We start from the raw sequence: 20,488 nt of genomic DNA on the forward strand, positions 1-20,488 counted from the left end.
CTTTCGAACGGAAGGTTCGATGGCTACGAGAGAGACCGTGAATTCCTATGTTCCAACACAGATATAGTAGTGGAAAACAAATTTCAGCCATGGATATCTTCAGCCTCGAAAATCCATGGGTCTACTCGACCATCATAGTCGTGCTGTGGGCGGGGATATGGGGTGTGCTCGGTGTGTTCGTCTTCGACGGGGTACTGGTCGCCCCCGTGATTACGGGTGCCTTCGGTGGACTGGCGTTCGCACTCGTCTTTCAGTATCTGCGACGCAACGAGGAGAATGCAACCGGTCCGTGAATATCGACGTCACCGCCTTTTTTCACTCTCGACGGGAGAAATCAGCCAGCAACGAGCGATAAGGAAACTATTTTAACTCGTCTTACGTATGTTCCGCGGTAACAGAGCGAACGATAATGATAGACCTTACGATGGACATGGAGCAGTACGACTGCCCGTTCATCGACTCCTCCGACGATTACGGCGTGGCGTACTCGGCCGTTCACTGGGATTTCGACCGAGCGCGGGAGGAGTTGGAGACGCGGTTGGTGGTCGAGGGTGACGACCGAACCGAACTCGAACACGGTCTACGGGCGCTCCGCGAACACGACAACATGCACGACTGTTCCCTGCTGTCGAAGCGGGAGAACGTCGCGCACATCCGAACCACAATCGGGCAGACGGAGGCGATGGAGTCCATCCGCAACCACGACGGCTACATCACCGGTCCGTTCTACATCGAGGACGGCCACGAACTGTGGCACGTCGGTTTCGACCACGAGGACGTCGCGGAGGGCGCGCTCTCGGAACTCGAATGGAACAACGAGTTCGACGTCGTGTCGCGCGAGACGCCCGACCTGCCCGACCTGCAGAACCTCGTGCAGAACGCGGGGGCCGCGATGACGCTCATCGACGGCTGTCGTGACCTCTCGGACGTGGAGCGCGAGACGCTCGAACGCGCCGTCAGGGACGGCTACTTCCAGAGTCCGCGGTCGGCCACCCTCGGCACGCTGGCCGACGAGTTCGGCGTCTCGAAACCCGCCGTCTCGAAGAACCTCCGCCGCGGACAGCGGAAGATGATCCAGCGCGTCGTGGACGCGCTGGAACTGCTCGACTGAACGTTATTCTCCCTCGAACGCGCTCCGTAGTCGCTCGCCAGCGTAGGCGAAAAACTCGTCCGTCGTGTCCACGACGCCGAGCATGTCGGCGAATCCGTGTACCATCGCCTCGTAATCGCGGTGTTCGACCGACACGCCGTCCTCCGAGAGTCGGTCGGCGTACGCGATGCCCTCGTCCCGAAGCGGGTCGAACCCGGCCGTCACGACCGTCGCGGGCGGAAGGTCGGAGAGGTCGCGGGCGAGCAACGGATGGGCGTACTCGTTTCGCGCGTCCGAGGGCCTGACGTGGTACTGCTCGTCGAACCACTCCATCGCGTCGGCGTCGAGGAGGTAGCCCTCGGCGTTCTCCATGGACTCCGTGACCGGTTGGACGGGAGAGCGAACGGCCGGATAGATGAGGAACTGGTGGGCGAGGTCCGGACCGTCGCGGTCCCGCGCAGCGAGCGCGACGGCGGCGGCGAAGTTGCCGCCCGCGCTGTCGCCCGCGACGGCGATTTTGTCCCGATTGACCCGCAGCGCGTCGGCCTGTTCGCTCGCCCACTCGGCGGCGGCGTAGGCGTCCTCGAACCCGGCGGGGAACGGGTGTTCGGGTGCGAGTCGGTAGTCCACGGAGCAGACGACGCAAGACGCCTCGTTCACGAGGCGTCGGCAAACGCCGTCCGCGCTGTCCAAATCGCCCAAAACGAACCCCCCGCCGTGATAGTAGACGACCAGTGAACGGTCGTCGCCGTCGTCTCCGTCGCCGTCCTCGGGCAGGTACAGGCGGACAGGAATCGACCCGTCGGGACCCTCTATTTCGAACTGCTCGACGGCCCCGACCGGTTCGTCCGGTCCCTGCTCGAACGCCCTCCCCATCGCCTCGCGGGCCGACGAAACCGCCAGTCCGCGCCCTTGGAGCCGCCCGATAGTGGATTGGGAAAGGAATTCGAGCACGGCCTGCACTTGCGGGTCCGGTTCGTCTACCATGCGAACCACCCGTTCCGCTGCCGGTCAGCCAGCTTGTTTCGACGAGTCTCCATCGATGTTTCCATGCTCTCCGCTTCGTCCGAAGCGGTATTGGAAGTTTGGTCCGTTCGTATTCACATACGATAAATAAGGTCTCGGAGGGAATTTTTATCGAGGAGGAGCCGACCACGATATCACGGTTGGGCGTGCCGAAACGAACGTAACCGCCGAGCCGTCAGGGATGGCCCTCCGTCGAGTTACGAAATCCGGTATCGGCTCGGACGGTCGCATTTGTGATCGTACAGTGTCAGATGAGAGTAACGGCGAGATGATCGAATCAGAGCGAATACGATTTCGTGAACCAACAACGGGCGTAAGTGGCGGCGAACCCTCCTTCTACGCGGGGAGGTGAAAACGTATGGCAGTAACTGAACGGGTAGGTGAGCCTGAAGTAACGTACACGCCGCGCACGTACAAAGCCGGTGGCTTCCTGTTGATGTTGGCCGGGGTCATCGGCGTCATCGTGGGCCTCGGACTGTTGATAACGAGCGCCGCCGGGCAGATGCTCGGCGTGACCGGGCTCGGCGCGGCGATCCTCGCTGGCATCGTCCTCGTGTTCTCCATCATCGAGTTCGCGGGGGGTTGGTCGGCGTACAACGGCCACAACTGGTACGGCAGCATGACCGCTGGCGTGCTCGGGTTGGTGACGTTCTTCACGTTGCCGCTCGACCTCATCGGAACCGTCCTCATCGCGCTCGGTGAAGGACAGTTCGACCGCGAGGAGGAACCGACCGAAGAGACAGAGATACCGAACTAACTGGGGGAATACGATATGGCAACCGAAGAAACCGAACAGAAAACGACGTCCGAACAACCGAGAGAGGACAGCAGACCGCTGTTCGTCGAATTCGCCGAGGAGTACGCCGAAGAGGAGTTGGCGATCATCCTGATCGCCGCCGGTGTCGTCATGTTGGTCGTTCCGCCGTTCCAACCCGTCGGAATCGCGGCGATCGTCCTCGGACTCGCCGTGTGGTTCTCCGATTGGCTGTGGGGCTAAGCGAGACGAATCGACACCGGTGAAGCGCCGGACGAACGGTCATCGAATCGATTTTTGTGCCGTCCCGCGTTCACAGCGGCGGCGTTCGCATGTCACGGCGGTATTCGCTCGTGCGTCACAGCGGCGGCGCTCGGTCGGACGTCACGACGGTTCTCGCTCGAAGGTCACGGCAGTAGTCGCTCGTCTGTGACGGCAGTCATCACTCGTAGGTCAGCGTCATGCCGCCGTCGAACAGCAGGTCGCCACCGTTCAGGTGGTTCGCGTGTTTGGAGAAGCCGAAGACGAACAGGTTCGCCACGTCCTGCGGCGTCATCATGTCCTTCGTGCGCGCTTGACCCAGCATCACGTCCTCGACCACCTCGTCCACGCTGATACCGCGCTGTTCCGCGGTGTCCGGTATCTGGTCAGTGACGAGCGGCGTCTTCACGTACCCCGTGCTGACCGAGAAGGCGCGAACGTCGCCGTCGCCCTCGGCGGCGAGGGACTGCGTGAGGCCGCGGAGGCCGAACTTCGAGACGTTGTAAGCCACCTTATCGGAGGTAGTGTAGTGGCCGTGAACCGACGCCATGTTGCCGATACAGCCCGTTCCGTCGCCGCTCTCGCGCATATGGGGAAGACAGGCCTTCGCCAGCAGGAACGGCGCGCGGACCATCACGTCGTGAAGCAGGTCGAACCGCTCGGCCGGGAACTCGTCGATGGGGTCGATGTGCTGGAGTCCGGCGACGTTGACCAGATATTTCACCGCGCCCGCGTCCGCCGCGTGGGAGACGATGCGGTCTATCTCGTCCTCGTCGGTGAGGTCGGCAACTACCGTTTCGACGTTTCCTCCGAGTTCCAACTCCTCGGCGCGGTCGGTCGTCTCGGCCAGGCCGTCCTCGTCCACGTCCGTCCCGACCACCGTGAGGTCGTTCGCGGCGAGCGCGAGCGTCGTCGCACGACCGATTCCGGAGGCCGCGCCCGTCACGATAGCCACGTTCTCGGGCGTGAAGTGGTCGTCTTCGACGTGCAGTACCTCGTCGGGGTCGAACGTCGGCGGCGTTACCGCGTCGTCTGCCATATTTCAAACTCCGAGCGATAGCGAGGAAAAATCCACGGTTGATATGTGAACCGCCCTGATTCCGTTCTGTTCACATGTTAACCCTGCAGTATTTGCCGCTCGTAACTCCCGGTATAGGTGGTATGACGAACCGGAGACTGACACGGCGCAACGTCCTCACGTCCGCGGGTGCGGTCGGGATTGCCGGATTGGCAGGGTGCACTGGAAACGATGACACAAACGATACGAAGAATGGCGATAAATCGGGGAACGACAATGGAACGGGTGGCATGACGACGACCAAGAACGTATCTGGAACGGTGAAAATCGGCGTTCTCCAACCGATTTCGGGGAGTCTCAAATACTACGGACAACAGAGCCTGTGGGGCTTCCTCTCGGGACTGGCCTACAAAGCTGACGCCGAACCGAAGACCGGCGTCAAGAGCGGGAAGACGGTGGTTTCGGTCGGAGACACCGACTTCGAACTGTACGTCCGCGACACCGGATTCTCCCAGAGCAAGGCCAAGAAACTGGCGACGAACCTCGTGACGGACCAGAAGGTCGATATGCTCTTCGGCTGTGCGTCGTCGTCCTCGGCGACGACGGTCATCAAGACGGTCGCCAAGACGAGCGGCGTGCCGTACGTGGCCGGACCGGCCGCGTCTGCATCCATCACCTCGGACGGCGAGACGTGCAACAATCTCGTCTTCCGCGCGAGCGAGAACACCGCGATGGACGCCCGGAGCGGCGGCAAGTACGTCGCCAATGAAACCGACGTGAAGAAGGTGTACCTGTTCGGGGCCGACTACAGCTTCGGCAAGGCCGTCGTGAACAACTACGAGCAGGTACTCGAGGACGAAGGCGTCGAAATCGTCGGCAAGAAGTTCGTCCCACAGGAGCACTCGGAGTGGAAGGGACTGCTCGACAAGGCACAGGGAGCGGGCGCACAGGGAATCGTCGGCGGGTTCACCGTCGCCACCCTCCCGAACTTGTTCACCGAATACCTCTCCGGAAGCTACGACTACCGCGTGTTCGGCGGCTTTGCGACCCAAATCACGAACAAGGTGGTCGGCCAGACGATGCAGAAAGTCATCGGGAAACCGCTGACGAAGGAGAAGATAGAGAAGACGAAACTCGGGCCGTTCACGACCCGCTACCACTGGAATCAGTACGACAACGATATCAACTCCTCGTTCGTCGATTCGTACACCAAGGCCTACGGCGTCGTTCCGGACCTGTTCACCTCGGGCACCTTCACCGCCGCGTCGGCCATCGTGCAGGGCGTCCACCAGAGCGGTTCCACCAAAGGGACCGACATCGCGGAGGCCATGCGCGGCATGACCGTGAAAGACACGCCGAAGGGCGAGGGCGGCTACGTCTTCCAGAAGTACAACAATCAGGCCCGCTCTTCGATGACCGTCGCCAATCCCGTCCCGACCACGGACGAGTGGGCCGACAGCTGGGACGCCGCCGTCATGCCCGGCGAGCCGCTCGCCACCATCGAGGGCAAGCAGGCGACCATCCCGAAGGACGCGGCCGGAATGTCCTGCTCGCTCTAACATGCTCCGAACCACGGGGCTGACGCGGCGATTCGGCGGCTTGGTCGCCGTCGATGACGTGGACTTTTCGCTCGACGAGGGGGAACTGTGTTCGCTCATCGGGCCGAACGGCGCGGGCAAGACGACGTTTTTCAACCTGTTGACCGGCGTGCTCGCGCCGAGCGAGGGCAGCATCGAATTCCGAACGAACGGGTCGTGGACGGACATCACGGGGACGGAACCGCACGAGACGGCGCGGTTGGGACTTCACCGGTCCTACCAGATAACCAACGTCTTCCCGACGAGCACCGTCCTCGAAAACGTCCGCGTCGCGGTGCAGGCACACGGGGACGGGTCGGCCAACCCGATTCGAAACGCGGGCGCGTTCCCGGAACACGCCGAGCAGGCACACGCGATTCTGGAGCGCGTCGAACTCGACGACTTCGCCGAGACGGCGGCGGGGAACCTGAGCCACGGCCAGACGCGCCAGTTGGAGGTCGCCATCGCGCTCGCGGGCGACCCGGACGTACTCCTGCTCGACGAACCGAACGCGGGCGTCTCTTCCGAGAGCGTGGGGACGATAATCGACCTCATCGAGGACGTGGCCGAGGACCACGCGGTCCTGCTGGTCGAACACAACATGGATATCGTGATGCGCGTCAGCGACCGCATCGTCGTGTTGAATCAGGGGTCGGTCATCGCCGACGACACTCCGGAGTCGGTGCGAGACGACCCGAACGTGCAAAAGGCGTACCTCGGCGGCTACGAGGCCGAGGAGGGTATCGCGTGAGCCTGTTGACCGTCGAGGACGCCCACGCGTACTACGGCGAGAGTCACGTCTTGGAGGGCGTCTCGATGGAAGTCGAAGCGGGCGAAGTCGTCGCCCTCGTCGGCAGAAACGGCGTCGGGAAAACGACGACGCTCCGGACCATCCTCCAACTGACCCCGCCGCGGCGGGGGAGCGTCCGGTTCCGCGGCACGGAACTGGTCGGCAAGAGCACCCACGAGGTCGCGGAGATGGGTATCGGCTGGATTCCCGAGGAGCGGCGGGTCTTCACGCAACTCTCCGTCGAGGAGAACATTCGGGTCGCGGTGCCGAAAGGAGAGGACGTGCGCGAGGCGCTCTCGCTCGCCTACGAGACGTTCCCCGACCTCGAAGACCACCGCGACCGCGAGGCCGGAAACCTCAGCGGCGGCCAACAGCAGATGTTGGCCCTCGTCCGCGGTCTCGTCGGGGAGAACGAACTCCTGCTGGTGGACGAACCGAGCGAGGGGTTGGCCCCGCTCATCGTCGAGGCCGTCGCCGAGGCGCTCGCCGAGGCGGCGACCGACACCACGCTGTTGCTGGTCGAGCAGAACCTCCCGCTGGCGCTCGACCTCGCCGACCGCTTCTACGTGCTCGACAACGGGCGCGTCGTCGAACAGGGCGACGCGAACGAGGTGTCGATGGACGACGAGCGACTCCGGAGGTATCTCTCGGCATGATGGAACTCGTTCCGCTCGCGGGGGTCGGCGGCGCGCTGGGGGATTTCCTCCGGCCATCGACGCTCGCGTCGGTGTTCGTTCAGGGACTGGCGAAGGCCGCGCTGTACGTGATGATAGCCAGCGGCCTGACGCTCATCTTCGGTCTGATGGGCGTGTTGAATTTCGCCCACGGGTCGCTGACCATGTTGGGCGCGTACCTCGGCGGGTTGGTGATGGTTGCGTTCGTCGCCGCCGGAGGCAGTTCTATCACGCGGATGGCCCTGTTTTTCGTGGCCGTCGTGGTCGTCTTCGCCCTGCTCGCGGGACTCGGGACCGCGGTCGAAGTCGGCCTCATCCGCAAACTGTACGACCGACCGCCGGTGTACCAGATTCTGCTCACCTTCGGCTTGACGCTCGTGCTGAACGAACTAGTCCGAATCGCAGTGCTGTTCTACGGCATGCAACCCCAGACCGACTGGCAGGACGCCTTCGGGACGAAACCCGGCTTCCTGACCACCCAAGTCGGCCTCGCCGGAATTTCCGTGAACGGACTCGCGCTGTTCGAAATCGCGTTCGGCGTCCTCACCGTTGCGGGAATCTGGGCCTTCCTGACCCGGACTCGCTACGGACTCGTCATCCGCGCGGGAAGCGAGGACGCGGAGATGACCGAAGCCCTCGGCATCGACGTTCGCCGCGTATTCACCGTCGTCTTCGCGCTCGGAACGGGATTGGCCGGAATCGCGGGCGTCCTGCTGATGTGGGACCCGAAGTGGGGTGCCAGCGTCCCGGTCGCATCGGACGCGCTCCTCCCGGCGTTCGTCGTCGTCATCGTCGGCGGCCTCGGGACGTTCCGAGGGACCGTGGTTGCGGCACTCATCGTCGGCATGGTCGATGCGACGATGTCGTGGTGGTTCGTCAACGCCATCGACTTCGCGGGACTGCCCGAGATGACCATCTTCCTCATCCTCGTGGTCGTCCTCATCCTCCGGCCGCAGGGGCTGTTCGGCGTCGAGGAGGTGGGGGGCCATTAGCACCGAAACCGGGACTGACGCGGGGCGGGCGATGTCGGAGACGGACGCGTCGTGGGTCGAAGAGTACGCCCGCGACCACATCGTCCACCTCGCGGTTATCACCTTCCTCGCGGCCTATCCCGGCCTGTATCACCTGCTGGTGAACTCGCCGTTCGGGACGGAGGCGGCGACGCTCCTCCCGCGCGTGGAGACGATGATACCCGTCCTCTACTTCGGCCTGTTCGCCATGTCGTTCGACTTCATCAGCGGCTACACCGGCTATCTCTCGTTCGGCCACGCCGCGTTCTACGGAACCGGCGCGTACTTCGTCATCCTCACGGCGAACGACAAGGTTCCGCTCCTCCCGGCGGGAACGCCGTTCATGGTGTCGCTCGTCGTCGGGGGACTGGTCGCCGTCGCGCTCGCGCTGGCGATTGGAGCCGTATCGTTCCGCCTGACGGGGGTCTACTTCGCCATGATAACCCTCGGCTTCGCGCAGGTGTTGTACGTCTTCGTCCGCGGCTGGGATTACGTCGGGTCGAATCCGCGCGACGGCATCTTCCTGAACGGGGCCAACGGCCTCAACATCGGCGTCCCCGGCGTCGATGCGCTGAATCTCTCCATCGGGGCGCTGACGGGCGACGAGGTATCGTTCGGATTCGTCCATCTCAGCCAGACGGAGGTGTCCTACTACATGATCGGTGTCGTGGTGCTCGTCTGCTACTTCGCCATGCAGCGAATCATCCACTCGCCGTTCGGCAAAGTGATGGTCGCAATCCGCGAGAACGAGGAACGCGCCGTCGCGGTGGGGTACGACACCTTCCGCTACAAACTCGGCGCGTTCGCCATCAGCGCCTTCTTCGCCGCCGTGGCGGGCGGCCTGCTGGCGGGCTACGAACGAACCGTTTCCCCGGACGAATCGTTCAACTTCCTCGTCGCGGGTGACGCACTGTTGGCCTCCATCATCGGCGGGTTCGGCACCCTCGCCGGACCGCTGTACGGCCAATTGTTCAACGAGACGTTCCGCGAGTTCCTATCGAAGGCGGGCGAGGGCGGTGGACTCCTGCCGTACCTCAGAACACACCTCGGGTCGGGCGTCATGGGAACGACGATTTACAACGGCCTGACGGTACAGGGAGCCATCGAGACGTTCCTGAACGGCCACGCGAGCCTCTACGTCGGCGCGCTGTTCGTGCTGTTCGTGTTGTTCGTCCCGAACGGGTTGCTCGGAACGCTCCGCGACCGCCTCGGCGGCCCCGTTGCAAAAGAGATTCCCGCGCGGCTCCGGAGGTTCAGATGATGGTCGGACTCACGGGTTACGGATTCTACGTTCCCGAAGCGACGGTGACGGGCGAGGAAATCGCTCGCCGGAGCGGAATTCCCGAGGAAGTCGTCGTCGAGAAGATGGGCGTCCGCGAAAAGCACGTCTGTCCGCCGGACGGCGACCACGCGGCGGACATGTGCGTGAAAGCGGCCGAACGGGCGCTTTCCCACGCCGGAATCGAGGCCACTGACCTCGACGCGGTGCTGTATCACGGCAGCGAGTTCAAGGATTTCGTCGTCTGGAGCGCCGCCGCAAACGTCGCCGAGCGCATCGGCGCGGAAACCGCGTTCGCCAGCGAGAGTTACGCGCTCTGTGCCGGTGCCCCTATCGCGCTCCGGCAGGCGAAAGCCACCCTCGTCGCGGACGCCCCGGAGCGAATCCTGCTCGTCTCGGCGAGTCGGGAGGAGGACCTCGTGAACTACGAGAACGAGCGCTCCTCCTTCATGTTCAACTTCGGCAGCGGCGCGTGCGCGATGGTGCTCGAAGAAGCGCCGGACGACCCCATCGCCACGGTCCGAGAGAGCGCCGCGATAACGGACGGAAGCTTCTCGGAGGACGTGGTGATGCCCGCTGGCGGGTCGCGCAACCCACCCAGCGAGGCGACCGTCGCGGCAGGCCTCCACACCTTGGACGTGCCCGACCCGGACGACATGAAGGAACGACTGGGCGAGGTCAGCCTCGACAACTTCCTCGACGTGGCCGATACCGCGCTCTCGCGGTCGAACTACGACCGGGACGACCTCGGATTCGTCGCGCTGACGCACATGAAGCGGTCGTTCCACGACTACCTCTGTTCGACGCTCGACACGGCGAACTACTATCTGGACGAGTTCGGGCACGTCCAGAGCGTGGATCAGATACTCGCGCTGGACGCGGGAATCGAGAACGGACTGGTCGAATCGGGCGACGTGGTTTGCTTCCTCGCCGCCGGGACGGGCTACACGTGGGCGGCGACCGTGTTAGACTGGCACGGCGGGTAGCGGGGCCGACTCGTCACTCCTTTGGGTAGCGAACGTAGGGACCCGGAAGGAGGGCGCGAATCGAATACGACCGGCGGGCGGCGTCCTCGTCGTCCGACTGCCCGGTTTCCGCGTCCGGTCGGCCCGTTTCTCGGTCGGACGTCTTCCGCCAGTTGATTCCGAAGGTGCTCACACCACCGAGAAAACACTTCATGCGTCTTTATTATACGCCCGATAACCGCGTGACAGGGCGGGAGTGAATTGAAATACGGAGATGACTAATCGTATAGTATGACCGTGTGGCCCTCCCGTCCGCGCCGACGCGCCGTCGGGGTTTTTCTCGCACTTTTCGTCTCCGTCGTCGCGGTCGGTCGCCGCGTCCGTTCGGCATTCCGCCGAACACGGGACGTTCCGTTGAGTCCGCTCGTCGCCAGCACCCGGGTAGGTTCGGACTATCTTCAACGGAACGACGTTACGACCGGCGTGCAACTGTCGGGCGAGATGGACGACATGGCGGCGTTCGCCCGTCCCGACTTCGACCCCGACGACGTGCACCCGGAAGTCAGGCGGTTCTACGAGCGCACCGCGGACTACGACATGGCGTATCGGGTGCGCTGGCACCGCGGCTTCCGAGTCGGCGCGGCGCTCGCCGCCCGGCTCACGAGTCGCATCGAACAGCTCAACCTCCCCGGCCCGTGGCAGTCGTCCGGCGGCCCCCTCACCAGCGAACTCGTCGCAATCGACCCGGACGAGGACCCCCGAGACGGGGCGCGGGCGTGGATTCGAACGGACGGAACGGGAACCGCCGTCTTCGTCGCCATCTACGCCAGCCACGTTCGGGACGGAATCCGCTACGTCAACATCGCCGTCCCGCTTCCGTGGTCGAATCTGAGCACCGTCCTGCACGTTCGAACGCACGACGGTCCCGCCGAAGACGACGAGAGGTCCGGCATCGAACTGACGACCCGAAGCGAGACGGGCGACGAGGGGTTGTATCTCCGCACGTCGTTCGGTTCGGTCGCGCTCCCGATGGAACAGCGGTTCCGCGTGGCTCCCGACGGCGACGGCATCCACGCCGAACACGCGATGTGGGTGTTCGGTCGACGATTCCTCACCATCGAACACGACGCGAACCGGTAAGCGACGTTCACTCAGTTACTATTCGTACTATCGCTACCATCGAAACCATCACGGTAGTCAGCACTCTCGGTACGATTCGTTCCATCGATACGGTCGGTATCCTCGAAACGATCCCGACGCTCGCAACTACCGCGATACTTCCCACCTTCACGACTACCGCGACAGTGCCACCATCTCTACCATCTCAACCATCACCACTACCACGACGGAATCACCATTTCCACCGTCTCTACCATCACCACTACCGCAACAAAACCACTATCACCACCATCCCGACCATCACAACTACCAACCAGACATCACCGCACAATCAACTTCACCATCACACATATCTAATTCGAGTGAGAGGTTTCCCGTATGAAGTTCAGCGACGCGAGCGCGTCGGTTCGAACGGTCCTCCTTAGCCGCCCGGCCTCGGTCCTCCCGCTGTTCCTCGCGGGGGCGAGCATCAACCTGATGGCACAGACGTTCCCGATAGTGGGACTCGTGCTGGCATTTTTGCTCCTCGCGGGAACCGGGCGACTCGACGCCGTATTCGCCGCGTTTCGACGGAGCGATTTGAACGGTATCGAGACGAATCCCGCCGCCGTGGAGCGACTTCGAGACGCGATTATGGGCGCGTTTACGCCCGAAGTCATCGTCATCCTCGTCGCGTCCGTTCTGTGCAGTCTCGTCGTCGTGTTCGTCGCCCGCGCCCTCGTCGGGGCGGGGCAAGTACACGCCGTGATGAGGTCCCTGCGGAACGAACGCGCGAGTACGACCGAGGGCGACGTGGCCACCGTTCCCCTCCCGACGGGACTTCGAACCGAACGAGCGATTGCAGCCGGTGTCGCCGGTGCGAACAGGGACGGAACGGCGTTTATCCTGCTGTCGCTCGCCCGTCTGTTCACGTACCTCCTCGTCTTCGTCGCGTTCGGCGTCGTGGAGGTCGCGGTGACGAGTGGCGGAACCGTCACGGCGGTCCTCGGGTCGCTCGTGCTGGCCTTCGTGCTCTTCGTCGTCCTCCTCGCGGTTTACCTGCTCTTCCTGTTCGTCCCGCAGGCCATCGTCATCGACGACGTCGGCGTTCGCGGTGGACTGCGACGGAGTGGGAGTTTCGTCCGTCACCACAAGGCCCGCGTCGCGGGCTACATCGTCGTCGTGGTCGCGTCGTTCGGCGTGTTCGGTGTCGTTGCCGCCGGATTGAGTTTTCTCGGAATCAATCGAGTGGCCGCACTCCTCCTCTTCTTCGGGGTGCTTCCGGCGCTCGGCGTGCTGAAGACGGCGCTGTACCTCGATTCGGAATCTGCGCTGTCCAACGGTCGAGGGTCGGTCCGCGGCGCATTCGGTCGTGGGGTTCACGAACTGCGAACGTTCCTCGGCCGGAAACCGCTTCTCGTTCTCGGCGCGCTCTCGCTCTTCGCGGTCGGCGGCGTCGGCGGCTGGTTCGCGGTCCAACCGTTCACGCTCGAAAGCGTTCGCCCGGACGTGACGAGCAACGTCTTCGGGTCGTTCCCGATAGACGTATTCGTCAAACTGGCCGCGAACAACTGGTTCGTCTCCATCACGGCGGCGTTCGCGGGGCTCGGGTTCAGCGTCCCGACGCTCGTCGCGCTGCTGTTCAACGGTGCGGTGGTCGGTGCCGTCATCGGCCTCCTTCCCGACCCCACGTTCGCCCTCGCGCTCATCCTTCCGCACGGAATCATCGAAATCCCCGGCCTATCCGTCGCGGGTGCACTCGGCTTGCATCTCGGCGGAGTCGCGTGGTCCTACGTTCGCAATCGGTCGTCGGCCGACGCCGTTGCGAGCGAACTCGTCCGCGCCTACTACGTCCTGCTCGGCCTGCTCCCGGTCTTCGTCGTCGCGGCGTTCATCGAGGCGTTCGTGACGTGGTGGGTCGCCTCGGCGGTCGTGTGAGCGGAAGACTCACTGCGCGATTTCGGCGAACTCGTTCGTGTCCTCGTCCGTTCCGGCGATGATGAGTTGGTCGCCGCCACGAACCACGAAATTCGGCCCGAGGTCGGTGATGACCTCGCCGTTCCGCTCGACGGCGATGACGGTACAGCCCGTCCGGGTTCTGACCGCCGCATCCCGCAACGTCTGGCCGGTGAGTCGCGGCGCGGTCGTCCTGAGGATTTCTATCTGCTTGTCGGGCGAGATTATCTCCTCGCCTTCGAGGATGGTCGAGGCGAGCATCCGGCCGCTCACGGTTTCGAGGGCGAGGACGTAATCCGCGCCCGCGCTGTACAGCTTTCCGATGTTGTCCGTCTCGTTCGCCCGAGCGACGATTTCGACGCCCGGCGCGAGTTCGCGCGCGATGAGCGTGGCGAAAATCGTCGTCGTGTCGTCCGCGAGTGCGAGAATGAGCGCGTTGGCGTACTCGATGCCCGCCTCCCGCAACACGTCCTCGTCGGTTACGTCGCCGAACACGTCCACGCCGGATTTTTCCTCCCTGTCCACGACCGTGGTTCGAACCGATTTCGACTGCATCGCCTCCTCCACCGTCGAGCCGACTTCTCCGTATCCGGCGACGAGTATCGAACTCCGAACGGGTCCGTGGCCGTCCGAGATGGTCATCTCCTTCAGCCGTTCGAGCTGCGTCTCCCGTCCGGCCGCGAGCAATATCGTGTCGCCGTCCAACTCGGTCGTCGGGGAGGGCGAACTCTGGAACTCCCCGCGCCGCCACAGGCCGATGATGTTCGCACCGGTGCACTCCCGGACGCCGCTCTCGTCGAGCCTCGTCCCGTCGATGTCCGACCCGGTTTGAATCGATAGTTCCAGGATTTCGAAATCCTCGCCGATGGTGACGGTCTCGCCGAGGTCGGTCGTCACGGACGCCGTGACCTTCTCCGCCAGACTGTGACCGAGCAGGTGGCGCGGCGAGAACACTTGGTCCGCACCGGCGTACTGGAGGTAGTTCGTCAGATCGGGATCCTCCACGAGACTGATGACGCGAACCGTCTCGGACACCTCGCGGACGGCGAGCGCGATGCTCGCGTTCTGCTCGTCGGTCGCGTCGGCGATGACGGCGTCCGCGTCCTCGACGTGGACGTTTCGGAGCGCGTCGGCCGACTCAGGGTCGCCGTGGACGACGGTGATGTCCTGTTCGTACAGGTCAAGCGCGGCGTCCCGGTCAGCGACGACCACGACATACTCGTGGTCCCACGAGTGAAACTCGTCGATGAGCGTCTCGGCGCGCGGCGAGTAGCCACAGATGACGACGTGGTTTTCCACGTCGTCGTCGATGGTCGTCGGCGGACTCACGCGAAGCGCCTCCTGTACCCACGGCGCGACGAACACCGGAAGGGCCATGAAGATGAGTATCACCCCGGACATCTGCATCAACACCATCAGCAGACGCATCTGCGGCGTCGTCCACTGGCCCGCATCCACCCCGTATCCGGTCGTCGTAAACGTCTCGACGACGATGGAAAACGCCTGTAGCACGGTCCGCGTTTCGCCTTCGTACGCCGCCATCCCCCACATGTACGCGACGGTGTACAGGACGATGACCCCGACGAACGACCCGATATAGAGAAACACCCGACGTCGCTGCCGCGTGACTGACGGGAAGACGGTAAACGGAGCGCGACGGGGTCGGTCGGCCATTATCGTATGACTGTAAGCCGGAGGACTTCATTCTGCCGTCCGACGGAGAGGTTCGGTGTTGGAATCGCCGCCGAGGGGGAGGGTAGCAGAACGTCGAACGGAGAAACGTCGAGCGCCTACGCGGACTCGTTCGAATTCCACATCGAGTTTTTGAACGACGGGACCGCGACGTTCGCCAAAACGTGGTACGCCATGATGAGCGTCCATCCGGCGACTCCGGCGAAGATTAGGAGAAATATCGCCTGTTGAAGCACGGTGGTGCCACCACGCCAGATGCTGGTCCCGAGGAGCATGTCCGAGAGCCAGAACAAGGAGCTCACAGCGGCCGCACCGCCGCCGAGCACCATCGCCGCGTTGGCACGTTTCACCCATCGGTTCAATTCGAACCGTTCGCTGGTCTCGACTTCCGCCTGCCGTTGCGTCTCGGACTTCGTTCGCAGTTCGAGTCGGTGAAGCGACTCCACGTCCACGCACGTCTCGTCGCCGGTCAGGCCCTCACTGCGGGTGCGTGCCTCGGAAACGAGTTCCTCCCGGTCGATTCCCCGAAGTTCACGAATCCGCTCGACGGTGAGGTACGTTTCCGCGAGCGCGGTGCGAACGTCCTCGTCGGAAGCGGAATCAAACGCCATCGTGAACTGTTCGTCCGGGTAGTCGGCCAGCAGTTCGAAATCGAAGAGGCCCGAGCGAATCCGCTCTCGGATTCGTTGCTGGTCCCGGCGTTTCTTTTGCTCGTCGAGGTCAGCGAACTCGTTTCGGAGGCGTCGGCGCTGCGTCTTCGTGAGCAGCGACGCCGATTTGCGTGTCATAGTTTCGTATCGTCTGTGCGATTGTTATATCCCTCGGTCGTTCGGACTCTCCCGTCGTCGTGTATCGCGATACACCCGCCTCGATACCCGACGAAACCGCCCTATCGTCGAATAGTGAAGACGCTGTATTTCGGGTGTAAAAGCCACAAGAAAGGCGTACAGCCATACATCGTCGCGAGCCGTCGATGAACGGTGTGGCCCATTTAGTACCGAATCATCACGACGTTTCGTCGAATGACTGCAATCGAGACGAGCGGGTTGTCGAAGCGCTACGGAGACGTGACCGCGGTTTCCGATCTCGACCTCGAAGTGAAGGACGGCTCCGTCTTCGGGTTCCTCGGACCCAACGGTGCGGGAAAATCGACCACCATCAACGTCCTTCTCGGGTTTCTGTGGCCGACGGACGGGAGCGTCTCCGTCCTCGGACGCGACCCGACGACCGACGCCAAAGCGGTGCGGTCCCGAATCGGTCTCCTTCCGGACGGCTTCAAACCGTATCGAAACCTCACCGGGCGACAGCACGTCATCTCGGCGATGCAAACCAAACGGGGGGACGACGACCCCGACGCGATACTCGAACGGGTCGGCCTGTCCCCGGAGCAGGCCCGCCGAGCCGCAGGTGGGTACTCCAAGGGGATGACCCAACGGCTGGCGTTGGGTATCGCCCTCGTCGGCGACCCCGACCTCCTGATACTGGACGAACCGTCCAGCGGGCTCGACCCGAACGGCGTCAAACTCCTCCGTCAAGTCATCCGCGAGGAGAACGACCGTGGTGCGACCGTGTTCGTCTCCTCGCACATTCTCGACCACGTCGAACGGGTGTGTGACCGAATCGGAATCATGCGAAGCGGGTCGCTCGTCACGACGGACACCATCGAAACCCTCCGCGAACGGTCGGGAGCGAGCGTCGTCGAAGCGACCGTAGATAGCGTCCCGGAAATGGCGGCACTCCGGAACGTCGAGGGGGTTACGGACGCGTCCGTGTCCGGGGACACCGTTCGAGTCACGTGTGCCAGACAGGCGGCCAAAACCCGTGTACTGGTGCGCCTCGACGAACTGACTACCGTCAGGAACGTCGAGACGACGGACACGTCCCTGGAGACGCTGTTCGCGGAGCTCACCGACGAGGACGGGGCGTTCGACGGGGGAGGGCGTTCCGACGAAAAACCGCCTGCAGAAATCGCATCGGAGGGGGGAGAACGACGATGAGCACCTACACCGTCGCCCGAGACGATTTCAAAAACAGCATCTCGTCGTCCGTGGTGCTCGGCGTCGTCGCGGCGTTGGCCGCCATCGTCGCGCTCACGTTCGTCGCCGAGAGCGGCCAGTACGACGACCCGTACCGAACGTTGTTCGACGTGACGCAAGCGGTGATTCTCCTCGGTCCGATTCTGGTTGCCCCACTCGCCTACCAGTGTATCGTCGGCGAACGAGTCAGCGGCCGCATCACGTTCGCGATGGGGCTACCCAACAGCCGCGCGGAGTATTTCGCGGGGAAACTCCTCTCCCGGTTCGCAATCGCATTACTCGCCGTCGGGTGCAGTGCGGTCCTCGGCTTCGCCGTCGCCGCCTTGACCTTCACGAGCGCGCCTGACCTCGGGAGATTCGCCGTCTTTACCGGCGCGACGGCGCTCTACCTGCTTTCGTTCGTGAGCATCTCCCTCGGACTCTCCGCGCTCGCGAACGACCGAACGACAGCGATGGTGGGCGCGCTCGCCACGTACTTCCTCCTGATTCCGTTCTGGGGCGGGTTCACGCCGTTCGTCAATCTCGATACGGTCATCACCGGCGTCGGCCATCTCATCGGGTCACCGCTTTCCGACGCGACGCGAGAGGCAATACGGAACCTCTCGCCGTGGAAGGCCTACGGCGGTTCGACCGCCTCGTTGTACACAGACGTCGGCGGGGGATACCAACGACTCCCATCGATTCCGCCCGAGAAAACGGACGAGATGTACCGACAAACCGCGAGAAACGTCCTCACCTTGGTCGGATGGTCCACCGTCCCCCTCGTCGTCGGGTACGTGAAATTCCGAGTGGCGGAGTTGCGCTGACACGCCGAGTCCGTCCGTCGCGGTCGCCGGTCACCGGACGACTCAACATCCCGTGGTTCGTCTACCACGCCAATGGCGACCTATCGCGGCGCGATAGTGGACGTGGATGGAACGCTCGTTCGCGGCGACAACGGCCTGTCCGGTGCGGCCGATGCCGTGAGAACGTTGCGAGAGACGGGAATCGACCCGCTCTTCTTCTCGAACAATCCGACGCAACCGCCCGAACACTACGTCGAGCGACTCGCGGCGCACGACATCGACATCGACGCCGCGGAAGTGCTCACCTCGGCGCTCGTCACCGCGGAATTCCTCGAAGACGAGCACGCCGGACGCGACGTGTTCGTCGTCGGGGAGACGTATCTCCGCGAGTTGCTCGAACGGCGCGGGTTCGCGGTCCGGGACGACCCCGACGACGCCGACGTCCTCGTCGCGTCCATCGACCGCGAGTTCGATTACGAGACGCTCACCGAGGCGTTCTGGGCGCTGGAAAACGGCGCGTCCTTCGTCGGTACCGACCCGGACGTGACGATTCCGGTCCACGAGCGACTGGTGCCCGGGTCGGGAGCCATCATCAACGCCATCGCTGGCGTGGCGGGTCGAGACCCGAACCACGTCCTCGGAAAGCCCTCCGCGGACGCGGGACGGGCCGCCTTGTCGCACCTCGACGTGTCGCCCGAAGAGTGTCTCGTCGTCGGCGACCGACTCGATACGGACGTCGCCCTCGGCGAGCGGGTCGGTGCGACGACGGTGTTGGTTCGTTCCGGGGTGACGACGCCCGGCGAACTCGCCGAATCGGACGCGACGCCGGACTACGTACTCGACTCAGTTAGGGAGATAGGGGAAGTGCTCGCGGACTGAACGGTCGGTATGAAAACCGCGCTCGTCTGGTTTCGAACCGACCTCCGCGTTCGGGATAACCGCGCCCTCTCCGTCGCGAGCGAGGCCGAGCGACTCCGCTGTGTGTACTGCTTCGACCCGCGAGAGTTCGGGTCGCGGGAGTACGGCGGAGAAGATTCGTTCCGGTACGAGAAGACGGGGAGCCACCGGACGCGATTCTTCCGGGAGAGCGTCGAATCCCTCAGAACGTCGCTCCGGGAGAGGGGAAACGAACTGGTGGTTCGACGCGGACGCCCCGAGGAGGTCGTTCCGTCGCTCGCCGCCGACATCGACGCCGACCTCGTGAGCTTTCACACCTTTCCCACCCCGGAGGAGCGCGCCGTCGAACGAGCGGTCATCGAACGACTCGCCGACCCGGAAACGGATGTCGATGCCGACGTCGAGTCGATTTGGGGGCACACGCTCTATCATCCCGACGACGTACCCGTCCCGGTCGCCGAAATCGACGACACGTTCACGACGTTTCGACAGGCGGTCGAACGTTCGGACGCGGACGTCCGTTCCACCGTCGATGCGCCGACGACGCTCCCGCCGGTGCCGGGGGACGTAGCGGAGGAGGGAAAACGGGAGAGAGAAAGAGAAGGCGGCGACGAAATCGACCCCGGAACGATTCCGTCGTTCGCCGATTTAGGGGTCGAATCACCGACCCGGGACGAACGACGCGTCCTCGATTTCGAGGGCGGCGAACCCGCCGGACTGGACCGGTTGGAGCGCTACGTCTGGACGCGCGACCGTCTCCGCGAGTACAAGGAGACGCGAAACGGGCTGTTAGGGTCGGATTACTCCTCGAAACTCTCGCCATGGCTCAACGCGGGGTGCCTCTCCCCTCGAACGGTGTTCGAAACCGTCGAGCAGTACGAGAGCAAGCGGGTCGCGAACGAATCGACCTACTGGCTCGTGTTCGAACTGTTGTGGCGGGATTTCTTCCAGTTCCAGTTCGCAAAGCACGGGAGTCAACCGTTCAAACGGCGGGGAATTCGTCAGCGGACCATCGACTGGCGGAACGGAGAGGGCGACGGAGATAGAGGAAACGATGGAGGCGACGGAGAATCCGAGTTCGAACGGTGGAAGCGCGGGGAGACCGGCATCCCGTTCGTGGACGCCAACATGCGGGAGTTGAACGAGACGGGGTACATGTCGAATCGCGGGCGGCAGAACGTCGCCAGCGTACTGGCGAACGACCTCCGCATCGACTGGCGGAAGGGTGCGGCGTACTTCGAAACCAAACTCGTGGATTACGACCCGGCGAGCAACTACGGCAACTGGGCGTACGTCGCGGGCGTCGGCAACGATTCCCGAAACCGTTCGTTCGACGTGCTGTGGCAGGCCGAGCACTACGACCCGGACGCGGCGTACGTCAAATACTGGCTCCCCGAACTCCGCGATGTCCCCGACGAGAAGGCGCACGAACCGTGGCGACTCACGCCCGAGGAACGGGACCGATACGGCGTTACGCTCGTCGAGGAGTATCCCGAACCGCTGGCTCGGTGGCTGGCGTCGAACGATTAGCGGTCGCCGTTTTCGGCCGCGCTTCTGACCGTTCTCGCGCGCACCAACTC

General features: G+C 63.7%; 21 protein-coding genes. 16 read left to right on the forward strand and 5 right to left on the reverse strand.

Annotated elements, in window-relative coordinates; all coding sequences use genetic code 11:
- Positions 1-89: 89 nt before the first annotated feature.
- Positions 90-293, forward strand: coding sequence for a hypothetical protein (locus tag V5735_RS17730; protein ID WP_423746089.1), 204 nt, complete (start codon positions 90-92; stop codon positions 291-293).
- Between the two features lie 116 nt (positions 294-409).
- On the forward strand, positions 410-1,111 hold the full coding sequence (locus V5735_RS17735) for a helix-turn-helix domain-containing protein (RefSeq protein ID WP_423746090.1): 702 nt from the start codon (positions 410-412) through the stop codon (positions 1,109-1,111).
- Between the two features lie 3 nt (positions 1,112-1,114).
- Here the strand turns inward: V5735_RS17735 and V5735_RS17740 are convergent, their stop codons facing one another.
- The gene (locus V5735_RS17740; protein ID WP_423746091.1) at positions 1,115-2,077 is read right to left on the reverse strand and encodes an alpha/beta hydrolase; all 963 of its coding nucleotides are present in this window, start codon (positions 2,075-2,077) and stop codon (positions 1,115-1,117) included.
- A 397-nt stretch (positions 2,078-2,474) separates the two neighbouring features.
- On the opposite strand from V5735_RS17740, the gene V5735_RS17745 reads away from it, so the two are divergent.
- Positions 2,475-2,873 carry a hypothetical protein gene (locus V5735_RS17745; RefSeq protein ID WP_423746092.1) on the forward strand — a complete coding sequence of 133 codons (399 nt, stop codon included), beginning with the start codon at positions 2,475-2,477 and terminating at the stop codon, positions 2,871-2,873.
- A gap of 15 nt (positions 2,874-2,888) precedes the next feature.
- Positions 2,889-3,113 carry a hypothetical protein gene (locus V5735_RS17750; RefSeq protein ID WP_423746093.1) on the forward strand — a complete coding sequence of 75 codons (225 nt, stop codon included), beginning with the start codon at positions 2,889-2,891 and terminating at the stop codon, positions 3,111-3,113.
- A gap of 199 nt (positions 3,114-3,312) precedes the next feature.
- Here V5735_RS17750 and V5735_RS17755 read toward each other — a convergent pair whose 3' ends face one another.
- Positions 3,313-4,170: an SDR family oxidoreductase gene (locus V5735_RS17755; protein ID WP_423746094.1), complete on the reverse strand. Its 858-nt coding sequence runs from the start codon at positions 4,168-4,170 to the stop codon at positions 3,313-3,315.
- Between the two features lie 122 nt (positions 4,171-4,292).
- On the opposite strand from V5735_RS17755, the gene V5735_RS17760 reads away from it, so the two are divergent.
- The 6 genes from V5735_RS17760 to V5735_RS17785 are packed head-to-tail and all read left to right on the forward strand — an operon-like array spanning position 4,293 to position 10,465.
- A complete protein-coding gene (locus V5735_RS17760) occupies positions 4,293-5,708 on the forward strand; it encodes an ABC transporter substrate-binding protein (protein ID WP_423746095.1) in 1,416 nt (471 codons plus the stop codon).
- A 1-nt stretch (position 5,709) separates the two neighbouring features.
- Positions 5,710-6,477 (forward strand): ABC transporter ATP-binding protein, encoded by a 768-nt coding sequence (locus V5735_RS17765; RefSeq protein WP_423746096.1) that lies wholly within the window; start codon positions 5,710-5,712, stop codon positions 6,475-6,477.
- Positions 6,474-7,172 carry an ABC transporter ATP-binding protein gene (locus tag V5735_RS17770; RefSeq protein ID WP_423746097.1) on the forward strand — a complete coding sequence of 233 codons (699 nt, stop codon included), beginning with the start codon at positions 6,474-6,476 and terminating at the stop codon, positions 7,170-7,172. Before V5735_RS17765 ends, V5735_RS17770 begins: the two co-directional genes overlap by 4 nt.
- On the forward strand, positions 7,169-8,182 hold the full coding sequence (locus tag V5735_RS17775; RefSeq protein WP_423746098.1) for a branched-chain amino acid ABC transporter permease: 1,014 nt from the start codon (positions 7,169-7,171) through the stop codon (positions 8,180-8,182). The genes V5735_RS17770 and V5735_RS17775 overlap by 4 nt, the downstream gene beginning before the upstream one ends.
- Before the next feature lie 31 nt (positions 8,183-8,213).
- The gene (locus V5735_RS17780; RefSeq protein WP_423746099.1) at positions 8,214-9,461 is read left to right on the forward strand and encodes a branched-chain amino acid ABC transporter permease; all 1,248 of its coding nucleotides are present in this window, start codon (positions 8,214-8,216) and stop codon (positions 9,459-9,461) included.
- Complete coding sequence (locus tag V5735_RS17785) at positions 9,458-10,465, forward strand: 3-oxoacyl-ACP synthase (protein ID WP_423746100.1); 1,008 nt, start codon at positions 9,458-9,460, stop codon at positions 10,463-10,465. The genes V5735_RS17780 and V5735_RS17785 overlap by 4 nt, the downstream gene beginning before the upstream one ends.
- A gap of 13 nt (positions 10,466-10,478) precedes the next feature.
- Here the strand turns inward: V5735_RS17785 and V5735_RS17790 are convergent, their stop codons facing one another.
- Complete coding sequence (locus V5735_RS17790) at positions 10,479-10,637, reverse strand: hypothetical protein (RefSeq protein WP_423746101.1); 159 nt, start codon at positions 10,635-10,637, stop codon at positions 10,479-10,481.
- Positions 10,638-10,735: 98 nt separating this feature from the next.
- On the opposite strand from V5735_RS17790, the gene V5735_RS17795 reads away from it, so the two are divergent.
- Together V5735_RS17795 and V5735_RS17800 are read left to right on the forward strand one after the other, a co-directional pair.
- Positions 10,736-11,584: a hypothetical protein gene (locus V5735_RS17795; protein ID WP_423746102.1), complete on the forward strand. Its 849-nt coding sequence runs from the start codon at positions 10,736-10,738 to the stop codon at positions 11,582-11,584.
- Between the two features lie 357 nt (positions 11,585-11,941).
- Complete coding sequence (locus V5735_RS17800) at positions 11,942-13,480, forward strand: stage II sporulation protein M (protein ID WP_423746103.1); 1,539 nt, start codon at positions 11,942-11,944, stop codon at positions 13,478-13,480.
- Positions 13,481-13,489: 9 nt separating this feature from the next.
- Here V5735_RS17800 and V5735_RS17805 read toward each other — a convergent pair whose 3' ends face one another.
- Together V5735_RS17805 and V5735_RS17810 are read right to left on the reverse strand one after the other, a co-directional pair.
- Positions 13,490-15,172, reverse strand: a complete 1,683-nt coding sequence (locus V5735_RS17805; RefSeq protein WP_423746104.1) for a potassium channel family protein — start codon at positions 15,170-15,172, stop codon at positions 13,490-13,492.
- A gap of 116 nt (positions 15,173-15,288) precedes the next feature.
- The gene (locus V5735_RS17810) at positions 15,289-15,978 is read right to left on the reverse strand and encodes a hypothetical protein (protein WP_423746105.1); all 690 of its coding nucleotides are present in this window, start codon (positions 15,976-15,978) and stop codon (positions 15,289-15,291) included.
- 234 nt (positions 15,979-16,212) lie between these two features.
- On the opposite strand from V5735_RS17810, the gene V5735_RS17815 reads away from it, so the two are divergent.
- From V5735_RS17815 to V5735_RS17830, 4 genes are all read left to right on the forward strand, one after another.
- Positions 16,213-17,187 (forward strand): ABC transporter ATP-binding protein, encoded by a 975-nt coding sequence (locus tag V5735_RS17815; RefSeq protein ID WP_423746106.1) that lies wholly within the window; start codon positions 16,213-16,215, stop codon positions 17,185-17,187.
- The gene (locus V5735_RS17820) at positions 17,184-18,032 is read left to right on the forward strand and encodes an ABC transporter permease (RefSeq protein WP_423746107.1); all 849 of its coding nucleotides are present in this window, start codon (positions 17,184-17,186) and stop codon (positions 18,030-18,032) included. Before V5735_RS17815 ends, V5735_RS17820 begins: the two co-directional genes overlap by 4 nt.
- A gap of 72 nt (positions 18,033-18,104) precedes the next feature.
- Positions 18,105-18,890: an HAD-IIA family hydrolase gene (locus V5735_RS17825; protein WP_423746108.1), complete on the forward strand. Its 786-nt coding sequence runs from the start codon at positions 18,105-18,107 to the stop codon at positions 18,888-18,890.
- Positions 18,891-18,899: 9 nt separating this feature from the next.
- Positions 18,900-20,438: a DASH family cryptochrome gene (locus tag V5735_RS17830; protein ID WP_423746109.1), complete on the forward strand. Its 1,539-nt coding sequence runs from the start codon at positions 18,900-18,902 to the stop codon at positions 20,436-20,438.
- Positions 20,439-20,488 lie beyond the last annotated feature (50 nt).

Source organism: Haladaptatus sp. SPP-AMP-3 (genome assembly GCF_049568665.1).
GTDB lineage: Archaea > Halobacteriota > Halobacteria > Halobacteriales > Haladaptataceae > Haladaptatus > Haladaptatus paucihalophilus.